At 42.3% G+C, this 10873-nt stretch carries 11 protein-coding genes; all 11 read right to left on the bottom strand.

Annotated elements, in window-relative coordinates; translation table 11 throughout:
- Window positions 1-3: 3 nt before the first annotated feature.
- The 11 genes from B879_RS11125 to B879_RS11180 all read right to left on the bottom strand — a co-directional run bounded on the left by B879_RS11125 (window position 4) and on the right by B879_RS11180 (window position 10064).
- Window positions 4-1476, bottom strand: coding sequence for an O-antigen translocase (locus B879_RS11125; protein WP_009185282.1), 1473 nt, complete (start codon window positions 1474-1476; stop codon window positions 4-6).
- Complete coding sequence (locus B879_RS11130) at window positions 1463-2575, bottom strand: DegT/DnrJ/EryC1/StrS family aminotransferase (protein WP_009185283.1); 1113 nt, start codon at window positions 2573-2575, stop codon at window positions 1463-1465. Before B879_RS11130 ends, B879_RS11125 begins: the two co-directional genes overlap by 14 nt.
- A gap of 8 nt (window positions 2576-2583) precedes the next feature.
- Entirely contained in the window at window positions 2584-3132 is a 549-nt protein-coding gene (locus B879_RS11135) for an acyltransferase (protein WP_009185284.1), read from the bottom strand.
- On the bottom strand, window positions 3092-3529 hold the full coding sequence (locus B879_RS11140; protein ID WP_009185285.1) for a sugar 3,4-ketoisomerase: 438 nt from the start codon (window positions 3527-3529) through the stop codon (window positions 3092-3094). The genes B879_RS11135 and B879_RS11140 overlap by 41 nt, the downstream gene beginning before the upstream one ends.
- Before the next feature lie 5 nt (window positions 3530-3534).
- Entirely contained in the window at window positions 3535-3927 is a 393-nt protein-coding gene (locus B879_RS11145; RefSeq protein ID WP_009185286.1) for a sugar 3,4-ketoisomerase, read from the bottom strand.
- A 3-nt stretch (window positions 3928-3930) separates the two neighbouring features.
- Window positions 3931-4800: a glucose-1-phosphate thymidylyltransferase RfbA gene (gene rfbA / locus B879_RS11150; protein WP_009185287.1), complete on the bottom strand. Its 870-nt coding sequence runs from the start codon at window positions 4798-4800 to the stop codon at window positions 3931-3933.
- Window positions 4797-5849, bottom strand: coding sequence for a dTDP-glucose 4,6-dehydratase (gene rfbB / locus B879_RS11155; protein ID WP_009185288.1), 1053 nt, complete (start codon window positions 5847-5849; stop codon window positions 4797-4799). The genes rfbA and rfbB overlap by 4 nt, the downstream gene beginning before the upstream one ends.
- 189 nt (window positions 5850-6038) lie before the next feature.
- Window positions 6039-7112, bottom strand: coding sequence for an NAD-dependent epimerase (locus B879_RS11160; RefSeq protein WP_009185289.1), 1074 nt, complete (start codon window positions 7110-7112; stop codon window positions 6039-6041).
- Between the two features lie 359 nt (window positions 7113-7471).
- Complete coding sequence (locus B879_RS11165; RefSeq protein ID WP_040400525.1) at window positions 7472-7828, bottom strand: four helix bundle protein; 357 nt, start codon at window positions 7826-7828, stop codon at window positions 7472-7474.
- A gap of 487 nt (window positions 7829-8315) precedes the next feature.
- Window positions 8316-9626 (bottom strand): nucleotide sugar dehydrogenase, encoded by a 1311-nt coding sequence (locus tag B879_RS11170; protein WP_009185291.1) that lies wholly within the window; start codon window positions 9624-9626, stop codon window positions 8316-8318.
- Between the two features lie 258 nt (window positions 9627-9884).
- On the bottom strand, window positions 9885-10064 hold the full coding sequence (locus tag B879_RS11180) for a four helix bundle protein (RefSeq protein ID WP_009185292.1): 180 nt from the start codon (window positions 10062-10064) through the stop codon (window positions 9885-9887).
- Window positions 10065-10873 lie beyond the last annotated feature (809 nt).

Here is a 10873-nt window from a genome sequence, read left to right on the forward strand (position 1 = left end):
TTTTTAAATCCCATAAAACTTATCTCTTAAACCCATTCTCTTATCTAGATTAATCAAATTGTAAATAGCTGATACTACTATTAAGATTAATCCAATTAAGTACATTAAATAGATATCCATAATCAATAGCACTACTAAAAGACATATTACTGTTAAAGTCAGATTGAGAAAAAATATCTTAACTAGCACACTATCGATTTTAAATTTAAATAAGGTTTTTGACACCAAATAAACTTGACACGCATACAAAACATAGGTTACTAGAAATGAAATTCCTAAACCGGTAAGTCCATACCAATAATAGCCAGCTAGGTTAAGCCCAAGCATATAAATATTGGTGATGAGTTCATTCCAGAAAAAAAGCTTGCTGGCGCTTTTGGCTAAAAACACAAAGGCAATCGCCCAACTCAATGCTTTAAATAGCATACCTGCTGCGGCAAATAAAATCATTTGATTGACTGGTAAAAATGCCTCTGAGTACAAAAGGAAGACTACCCATTTGATAAAAACAATAAAAACCAAAATGATGGGACTTAAAATCAGAATGGCTATTTCTGCTTGTTGGTTGATGGTCTGATTCATTTTATCCACATCATGGGCTACTCCTGATAATTTGGGATAGTAATCTGTTGCCATCGCTGTAAAAATCATGCCTACGTAAGTATTGATAATTGCAAAACCGGCATTATACAAACCTACATCATCTACTGAACCATAATTACTGATAAAAATCCGAACCAAATAGGAAAATGCTAGGGTAATAATTCCACTTAGGCTAATCATAAAACCCATAGTAAGCATATCTTTACCTTCAATCTTGACCGTAGAAAAATCGACCTTAACTTTTTTGAAGGAAAGCTTGGAAGCAAAATACCAGCTTAAAAAAAGAGAGGTAAAAGCGGCTAAAATCAAGGCAGGAACGATACCGTCCATTCCATAAAAATAATAGAGTGGAATCGTGGTCACAAGACCTAAAACACTCCCAATCATGGAAGATTTTGCCATCAACTTAACTTCGCGCATGGCTCTTAATAAAACACCCTGTCCAGCACTGATTTGATTTATTAATAGCGTGATTGACAGCAAAGCGAAGGCCCAAGTGTAATCCTTATTGCCAAATGTTAGTTGACTTAGGTAGGAGGATAGTCCCAAAGTAATTATCAATCCAAGCAATCCCGTTGCCCAAACCAAGCGTCTAAAAACTGCAATTATTCTACCGACTTTTTCTTCATCCCCTTCCGCATGAGCTGCCGATATATTCTTGATCGCACTGCTGGACAAACCAAAGTTTGTAAGCCCTGCAATCATCCCATTCCCGGCCTGAAGCAAGCCAGCAAGACCCATTCCTGCAGGTCCTAAAAGAACGGCAATGAATTTAGATCTAACAATTCCAATCAGGATCTGAAAAACCTGCACACCTCCGAAGATGGAGGTTGCTTTCATGATCTGACGGTAAGCCGATTTATCCTCGCTCATTAAAAAACGCTACAATGGCAGCAGTTACTTCCTTAACCTGCCCCTCAGTCATACCTGGCCATAAGGGTAAACTTAAAGAAGTTTCCGCCAATTCTTCTGCAATCGGAAAATCTCCTTTCTGAAAGCCCAAAGAGGCATAGGCTTGCTGTAAATGGGGTGGAATAGGATAATGGATCATGGTACCAATCCCTTGTTGTGTGAGGTATTCCTGCAATTTATCCCTCTGTTTAGTCCGTACTACATACAAATGATATACGTGGCTTGCATTTTCTAAAGTGTAAGGAAGGATCAAATCACCAATTCCCTGAAGCTGCTGACAGTACAAACTGGCGATTTGCTGTCTTTCCATTGTCCAGTTCTCCAAATAAGGAAGCTTCACGCCCAATAAAGCTGCTTGTAGCTCATCAATCCGCATATTGTAACCGGGGACTTCATTGTAGTATTTCTTTTGGGAACCGTAATTTCTCAACACCTGAACCTTATGCACCAAAGTGGCGTTATCTGTAGTAACTGCTCCCGCTTCTCCCAGAGCGCCTAAATTCTTTCCCGGATAAAAACTTGTTCCATTGATATGACCCCAACTCCCTGTTTTCTTTCCCAGAAATGTGGCCCCATGAGCCTGGGCATTGTCCTCAACAATAAGTAGGTCATGCTTTTTAGATAAGTCCTTTATCGCATCCATCTCACAGGCCTGACCATAGAGATGTACTGCCATGATGGCTTTTGTTTTTGGGGTAATAGCTTCTTCAGCCATTCTTGGGCAGATATTGTAAGTTCTAATATCCGGTTCTACAGCTACAGGCTTGGCACCCACATAAGAAACGGCCAGCCAAGTAGCAATATAGGTGTTGGAAGGAACCAAAACCTCATCCCCTTCTTCTATTCCCAAGGCCTTCAGACTGAGCACCAGTGCATCTAATCCATTACTCACCCCTACACAATAATTGACCTGATTCCATTCCGCATAAGCTTTTTCAAAGCTTTTGGTAAATTCCCCTAAGACATACCAGTTGGAATCATAAAATTGACTAAAAGCTTCATACATCTTCGCCTTTATATCCGGATGCATCCCTGAAAATGAAAGAAATGGGATTTTCATTCTGTCGTTTAAATTAAAGTAAAATTCTCCCCGTCAAATTGATAACGGTTTCCAGTCTTTTTGTCTACTAGGTCCATGTCAAGGGTAACACCATCCTTTGTTACAAACCCTACCTGTTTGGCTGGGTTTCCCACCAAAAGAGAGAAACGAGGAACATCTTTGGTGACCACTGCACCTGCTCCTATCATAGAGAATTTACCGATAGTTATTTCTGAAAGGATTGTTGCATTGGCACCTAAGGAAGCTCCTTGCTCTATTTTGGCACCTTGATGTTTTTCAGGATATTTTTTCGATCTGGGATAAGGATTGTTCACAAAAGTGACATTGGGGCCTATAAAAACATCGTCTTCTATTACTAAGCCATCCCACAAATAAACTCCACTTTTTACTGTAACATTATCGCCCAATACAACTTCATTTTCTATAAAAGTGTGTGCGTTTATATTACAGTTTTTACCAATAACTGCTTTGGCCAAAATTACGGCATACTGCCAAATAACTGTTCCTTCACCTATTTTATTTGTTTGAACCTCTGCGGATGGATGAATCTTGTACATGAGTTAAAAATTGATCGTATTCTCTTATATAATCTTTTTCGTCATACACATGGGATGCAAAAACAAGGCAAATGGATCCCGAAGAAAAATTAATCTCCGAGGCCCAAATACCCGGAGGGATATGCAAGCCCATATTAGGCCTGTTGAGCATCGCCTGACGCTTAGTTTTTCCATCATCTAAGAGCACTTCAAAAGCCCCACTCGCTGCTACTAAAAACTGATGGCATTCTTTATGTGCATGTGCCCCTCTTGATTCACCACCCGGGATATCATATAGATAAAAAACCCTTTTAACTGCAAATGGAATTTCATTATTATTATTTACAGCAGTGATGTGTCCATTTCTGTCACCCAATTGAGGGAGATATATAATATTGCAATCAAATACCGTAACCATAAAAATTAAAAACTTTTGTATTGTTCAAAATCTCTCAAATAGTCCGCTTCATCAAAGACTGAACTAGAAAGGTGAAGTCCCAAGGAATTGGTGGAGAAATTCTCCATATGTCTCCAGGTCATGGCGGGGATATACAGCCCATAATAGGAGCGGTTTAAGGAATACTTGGTTTCTGCCCCTTCTTTATCCGTAATCACCACATCGAAGCTTCCACCCAAGGCGATAATAATCTCTTCCTGCTTAAAATAAGCATGCCCTCCCCTAGTCTCCCCTCCTGGCACATCATAGGTCCAGAAAACCCGCTGAATTTCAAAGGGAACCTGATCTGAGTTTTGTAAAAAAGTCAAGTTCCCCCTCGGGTCGAAGATTTTAGGGAATTGAATTATTCTGCAATCCATTGCTTAAACTAAATTTTGGAGATAGTTGGCATAACTGGACTTACCCATGGACTGACTCAGTTGTTTTAAAGTGTCATCATTGATCCAGCCCATTTTATATCCTATTTCTTCTAGACAAGCGATTTTCAAACTTGTCCTCTTTTCCACTGCTTTCACAAATTCCGTCGCTTCCACCAAGGACTCATGTGTTCCTGTATCCAACCAAGCATATCCCCTGCTTAATTTTTGAAGAAAAAGCTGCTCTTGAGCGAGATAGTATTGGTTAATGGAGGTGATTTCCAGTTCCCCTCTGGCGGAAGGTTGGACCTGTTTGGCCACTTCCACTACCGAATTGGGATAGAAATAAAGCCCAACCACGGCATAGTTGGATTTGGGTTGGACTGGCTTTTCCTCTATGCTCAAGACCTTTCCCTCTTGATCAAATTCGGCTACTCCATAGCGCTGAGGATCTTCTACATAATACCCGAAGACCACCGATTGACGCTCTTCCTGAACTTTCTTCACCGCGTTTTTCAGGATTCCCTGAAGACCTGCTCCATAAAAAATATTATCACCGAGCACCAAGCATACATCATCCTCACCGATAAATTCCTCCCCTATGAGAAAGGCCTGTGCCAAACCATCCGGTGAAGCTTGGGCCGCATAGGACAAGGAAATTCCAAATTGACTTCCATCACCTAATAATCTCTGAAAACTTGGCAGATCATGAGGTGTAGATATCACCAAGATTTCCCTTATCCCAGCCAGCATCAGCACCGATAACGGGTAGTAAATCATGGGCTTATCGTACACCGGCAAGAGCTGCTTTGAAACAGCCAAGGTAAGCGGATGCAAACGTGAACCGGAACCACCGGCTAAAACAATTCCTTTCATCGATTCAGATATTGTTCATCATAATATGCCTGATAAGCGCCGGAAGTGACATGTTCTAGCCATTCGGAATTAGAAAGGTACCAATCTATGGTTTGTTGAAGTCCTTCCTCAAAACTGTATTTTGGCTTCCATCCCAATTCATTGGCAATTTTAGTCGCATCAATGGCATACCTCAAATCATGTCCGGGCCTATCCTTCACATAAGTGATTAATCTTTGGTAATCTCCTTGTTCCCTGCCCAGCCTTTTGTCCATCAGCTTACCAAGCAAATTCACCAGATCGATATTCTTCCACTCATTCCAACCACCAATATTGTACGTCTCCTTGTTCTTGCCTTGATGAAAAACCACATCGATGGCATCTGCATGATCTTCCACATGCAGCCAATCGCGGGTATTATCCCCTTTGCCATATACCGGTAAAGGTCTTTTGTGGATAATATTATTAATAAATAGCGGAATCAATTTCTCCGGAAACTGATTGGGTCCGTAATTATTGGAACAGTTGGAAATGACATAAGGCAATCCATAGGTCTCTCCAAAAGCCCGGACAAACAGATCACTACTAGCCTTGCTGGCGGAATAGGGACTATTGGGATCGTATGGGGTTTCTTCGGTAAAGAATCCCGTTTCTCCCAAGGTACCATAGACCTCATCTGTAGAAATATGATAAAAGCGTTTGTTTAAAAAATCATTCTTCCAAGTATTGACTGCCGTATGTAGCAATACCAAGGTGCCTATAACATTGGTTCTAGCGAACGCAAAAGGATCGGTAATACTTCGGTCTACATGTGATTCAGCAGCGAGATGAATGACCCCATCAAAAACATATTCTGCAAAAAGCTCACGCAATAAATCTTGATCTTCAATTTCACCTTTAACAAAAACGTAGTTAAAAGCTCCATCGATGTCACTTAGATTTTCCAGATTTCCCGCATAGGTCAACTTATCCAGGTTGACAATAAGGTATTCAGGATAGCGTGTGACCATTCGCCGCACTACATGGGAACCTATAAATCCAGCTCCGCCGGTAATAAGGATGCGTTTCAAGGGAAGGGTTGATTGTTTAGGGTTCAATTGATCTGTGTTCAAGCTTTCTCCGAAGAATTTCGGAGGGTTAAAGTTCTGTTGTTTAGTGTTCAATGTTCAAGTGTTCAGAATTAAACATTAAAACTTGCTTCGAAGAGTTTCTGAGAATTTACATTTAACGGTTAACATTTAACAATTAACTGTTAACCGTTATCCCTTAACACCCACTTTTTCATAAAACTCCCTATACCACTCTACAAATCTCCTCACCCCTTCCTCCACGGAGGTTTGGGGCTTGAAGTTGACCCAGGATTCCAGGGATTGGGTATCGGCATGGGTAGCGGGTACGTCACCGGGCTGCATGTCCAAGAGTTGACGGATGGCCGGCTTGCCTAAGGCGGTTTCTACGGCTGCTATATACGCATCCAGCTGCACGGGAGCGGAATTTCCGATATTGAAAATCCTGTACGGTGCAGGGGATGCATCGGCAGCAGGCTGCCGTGCATTCCACGCTGCATCGGGCTGGGCGGGTTTGATGGTTAAGCGCTTGACGGATTCTACTATATCCCCTACATAAGTAAAATCCCTGATCATCTTCCCATAGTTGAAGACCTTGATGGGCTTGCCTTGTAAGATCGCCTCGGTAAAGAGAAACAAGGCCATGTCCGGCCTGCCCCAAGGACCATAGACGGTAAAGAAACGCAGGCCTGTAGTCGGCAGTCCAAACAAATGGGAATAGGTATGGGCCATCATCTCGTTGGCTTTCTTGGTCGCCGCGTACAAGGACATGGGGTGTTGGGTAGGTTGCTTCTCGGAAAGCGGCATCTCTTCATTCAGGCCATAGACGGAAGAGGTACTGGCATAGACCAGGTGCTTTACCTTGCTATGGCGGCAACCTTCCAAGATGCTCAGGAAGCCATCGATATTTGACTTGGTATAAGCCCTGGGATTGTCTATGCTGTATCGTACACCCGCCTGCGCTGCCAGGTTGACCACATAGTCAAACTTCTCCTGAAGCATAAAAGCCACAATAAAATCGTGTTCAGACAGGTCCGCCTGAATAAAGCGGTAATTGGGATAGGTCTCACTTTGGATCAGGTGATGGGAAAGGATGACTTCTTTGGCGATACCATGTTGCGCCAGCCGCGCATACTTCAGGTTCACATCATAGTAATCATTGATCACATCCAATCCTACAATCTCATACCCCCCTTCCTCCAGGAATCTGGATACCAAATGAAAGCCAATGAAGCCCGCGGAGCCGGTGATTAATATCTTTGACAAGGTTTGTGTTTTTAGGTTTTGATTTTTTAGCCAAGAGGCTAAGAAGCGAAGTAGCTAAGGTTTTGAGTATGTAGCTAAGAGGCGAAGAAGCGAAGTAGCTAAGGTTTTGAGTATGTAGCTAAGAGGCGAAGAAGCGAAGTAGCTAAGGTTTTGAGTATGTAGCTAAGAGGCGAAGAAGCGAAGTAGCTAAGGTTTTCAGTTTGAAGCGAAGAGGCTACGAAGCGAAGTAGCTAAGGCTTTGAGTATGTAGCCAAGATGCTGAGGAGCGAAGTAGCAAGGTTTGTTGAGCTAAGGGGCTAATGAGCATTTCGCAAAGCTAAGTCAGTAAAATTACACTTAATTACCTGTTATTCAGAGAATTAGTTAATCAAACTTTTTCGGAAGAAATGGATTTTTTTACTTAATTCTAAGAGTTTATCATTGAGGTTCAACCTTTGATCTTCGGTTATAATCCTTCTCTTTTCGTAAACATGTAAAATATTAGCACACTCAAATATGGATCTTCTGGAAATGTTTAGAAAATTTGCAAAATCCTTATTTGAATAGGAACCAGAACCTTCTGCTATGTTATTAGAAATACTTAGCGCTGCACCGTTGAGTTGTTCAGCAAACTTATATTTCTTTTTTTCTTCCGCCAAATCTGCAATATCAAACAAAATATTAGTCAAATCTATACTTTCCTTCCAAATATCCAATGATTCAAATCGAAAGTTCATGGCTGTAAAAATTAAGTTTAAACAAACAATCATTTAAACCCAAATTTATAATTTTTACACCACTCACTTAACAATCAATAAAAGAAAAACTTTATTTCTATTCTAAACTCAAACTTACTTCTATTTTTCCTCACCCCTCAAACCATTTCTTCTTAGCTCCTTCGCTCCCTTGCCTCTCAGCTCCTTAGCCTCTCCGCCCCTCCGCCTCTCCGCCCCTCCGCCTCTCAGCTTCTTAGCTTCTCCGCTTCTTCGCCTCTCCGCCTCTTCGCCTCTCCGCCTCTTCGCCCCTTCGCTCCTCTGCCTCTCAGCTCCTTCGCCTCTCCGCCTCTCCGCCTCTCCGCTCCTTCGCCCCTTCGCCTCTCCGCCTCTTCGCTCCTTCGCCCCTCCGCTCCTTCGCCCCTTCGCCTCTCCGCCTCTTCGCTCCTTCGCCCCTCCGCTCCTTCGCCCCTTCGCTTCTTCGCCCCTCCGCCTCTTCGCCTCTTCGCTCCTATAGCCGTGAGTCCACCCTCTCCTTCTCCAAAAACCCCTTTACATCATACACTACCTGCTTATCGGATGTTTGGATGTTCCAGGATTTGAATTCGTTGTGGGCGACGGCTAGGATGATGGCTGCGTATTGATGTAAGTTTTCTTGGGTATTCCCATTCATAATCTCAAGACCATATTCATGCATGACCTCAGCAGGATCTGCCCAGGGGTCATACACATCCACCTGCATATCGAAGGATTTGAGTTCTTGGTAGATATCGATTACCCGCGTATTGCGTACATCCGGGCAGTTTTCCTTAAAAGTAAAGCCTAAGATCAATACTTTGGAATCCACTACTTTGAGATTCTTGCGCATCATATACTTGATTACCTCCGTAGCTACATGCCTCCCCATGCTGTCGTTCAGCCTTCTACCTGCGAGGATGATCTCGGGATGATAACCTACCTCTTGTGCTTTCTGGGCCAGGTAATAGGGATCCACGCCTATACAGTGTCCACCTACCAGGCCCGGTTTGAAGGGCAGAAAATTCCATTTGGTTCCTGCCGCTTCAAGGACTTCATGGGTGTCTAGGCCGAGCAGATTGAAGATTTTGGAGAGTTCATTGACAAAAGCTATGTTGATGTCCCTTTGGGAGTTTTCGATCACCTTGGCAGCTTCTGCCACCTTTATTGAAGTAGCTAAATAGGTACCGGCAGTGATGATAGATGCATAAAGTGCATCCACAAAGCGTGCTGTTTCCGGGGTGGATCCTGAAGTAACCTTTCTTATTTTGGAAACTGTATGTTCTTTGTCCCCTGGATTGATCCGCTCGGGAGAATAGCCCACATAAAAATCCTGATTGAATTTCAGTCCTGAACTCCTTTCCAGTACCGGTACACATTCTTCTTCTGTCACTCCTGGATAAACCGTGGATTCATAGATGACAATGTCTCCTTTTTTCAGGACTTTACCTATCATATCCGATGCGCGAAGCAAAGGAGTAAGCACAGGACGATTATGTTTATCAGTAGGTGTAGGTACTGTCACGATGTACACGTCACAGTTACTTAGCGCTCCTATCGCATAGGTAACAAACAAACCATTGTCAGATAGCTGAAGGGCTACCATATCATGGATTAAATGTCTTTGCAGTTCACGGTCTTCTACTTCCAAGGTACTGTCGTGCCCTTTCTGTAATTCATTGATGCGCTCCGGATTGATATCATAGCCCACCACTTTGAATTTTTTGGCAAATTCTACTGCCAAAGGCAGTCCTACATAGCCTAGGCCGATGATCGCGATGGTGGGATTGGAGGAGTTTGATGTCATGGAAATTCGTTGGGAATGATTTAATTTAATTTTGAAGGCGAAGGAGCAAAGGGTTCAGTTGTTCAATGTTCAATGTTCAATTGTTCAGGGTTCAGGGTTCAATTGTTCAAGGTTCAGTTGTTCAAGGTTCAGTTGTTCAAGGTTCAGGGTTCAATTGTTCAAGGTTCAGTTGTTCAAGGTTCAGGGTTCAATTGTTCAGTGTTAAGTCTGGGAAAAGGAAATCAAGGATCAAGTTTGTTGCCTTTTCTGTCTGAAGATTTAAGGTATCTCAAAACCCTCTGCTTTGTTGTCCATAACTGAACCAGAAGAGGCGTTAATTTGGGAACATAATTTAAAGTCCTTGGAGAAACTTTCTTTTCTAGTATATACCCTGATAATTTTGCTTAACGCTCTGGCTTCCTGCCAGATTTCCAGGTCTTCAAAGTTTTTAGCTTTCATTGACTTACAGTTTAATGTTGTAAGCCTAATCTACAAAAGCCAGTTTTAAATACTTAATTTTATCCGTTTATCTAATCAAGAAGCTAGGTTATAGCGTTTTTTGTCTAAAATCCAATGCTCCAAAGTAACCCAAAATTCCTTCTTTTCTCAAGTCCACATTGAACAAGGAACACTGAACACTGAACACTGAACATTTAACATTTTAAACCAGGCCCTCCTACCTTTACCAACTCCTCCTTGAACATTGAACAATTGAACACTGAACATTTAACCTTTAACCCTTAACATTTTTAACCAACTTCCCATCCGCCTACAGCTTCGCCCCTTCAGTCACATTCCTGTGCTTAGCGGGGTTGGGTTAAGGATCAAAAAAGAAGGCTTGGAGGACATGAAAATTAGACCGGACCCTGCCCCTTTTTGATTTACAAATGCTAATAAATAGGATGAATTTTTAATGGCGCACTAAATAGGAAAGAACTATATTGAAGCGATCCTTTTTGTAAATGAAGTGAAGGACTTTCCGGTTATAGGATGCGAAGGAGCGGAAAAGCGGAGGGTTCAGGTGTTCAAGGTTCAGTTGTTCAAGGTCGAATCATTAAAGGTTGCCAAGCTTTTTTGAAGGGCGGAGGGGCGGAGAAGCGGAGAAGCAGAGGAGGAGCTGCAAGGTAGTCTGAACCGCATTTGGAAACGGAAAATTCGCGGAAATTAGTAAGCCTGCGCCTAATTTTTTCTCCTTTTGCAGCTTTAATGACACAAATACCTCAAATGCCCTAAAGAGCCTTAAATCAGGTCAATTAGTGTAATTCCTG

The organism is Cecembia lonarensis LW9 (assembly GCF_000298295.1).
Lineage (GTDB): Bacteria > Bacteroidota > Bacteroidia > Cytophagales > Cyclobacteriaceae > Cecembia > Cecembia lonarensis.

Bases quoted from the DNA above. Each gene is read 5' to 3' on its own strand.
- B879_RS11125 (WP_009185282.1), bottom strand. From the start codon at position 1,476: ATGAGCGAGGATAAATCGGCTTACCGTCAGATCATGAAAGCAACCTCC.
- B879_RS11130 (WP_009185283.1), bottom strand. From the start codon at position 2,575: ATGAAAATCCCATTTCTTTCATTTTCAGGGATGCATCCGGATATAAAG.
- B879_RS11135 (WP_009185284.1), bottom strand. From the start codon at position 3,132: ATGTACAAGATTCATCCATCCGCAGAGGTTCAAACAAATAAAATAGGT.
- B879_RS11140 (WP_009185285.1), bottom strand. From the start codon at position 3,529: ATGGTTACGGTATTTGATTGCAATATTATATATCTCCCTCAATTGGGT.
- B879_RS11145 (WP_009185286.1), bottom strand. From the start codon at position 3,927: ATGGATTGCAGAATAATTCAATTCCCTAAAATCTTCGACCCGAGGGGG.
- rfbA (WP_009185287.1), bottom strand. From the start codon at position 4,800: ATGAAAGGAATTGTTTTAGCCGGTGGTTCCGGTTCACGTTTGCATCCG.
- B879_RS11165 (WP_040400525.1), bottom strand. From the start codon at position 7,828: ATGAACTTTCGATTTGAATCATTGGATATTTGGAAGGAAAGTATAGAT.
- B879_RS11170 (WP_009185291.1), bottom strand. From the start codon at position 9,626: ATGACATCAAACTCCTCCAATCCCACCATCGCGATCATCGGCCTAGGC.
- B879_RS11180 (WP_009185292.1), bottom strand. From the start codon at position 10,064: ATGAAAGCTAAAAACTTTGAAGACCTGGAAATCTGGCAGGAAGCCAGA.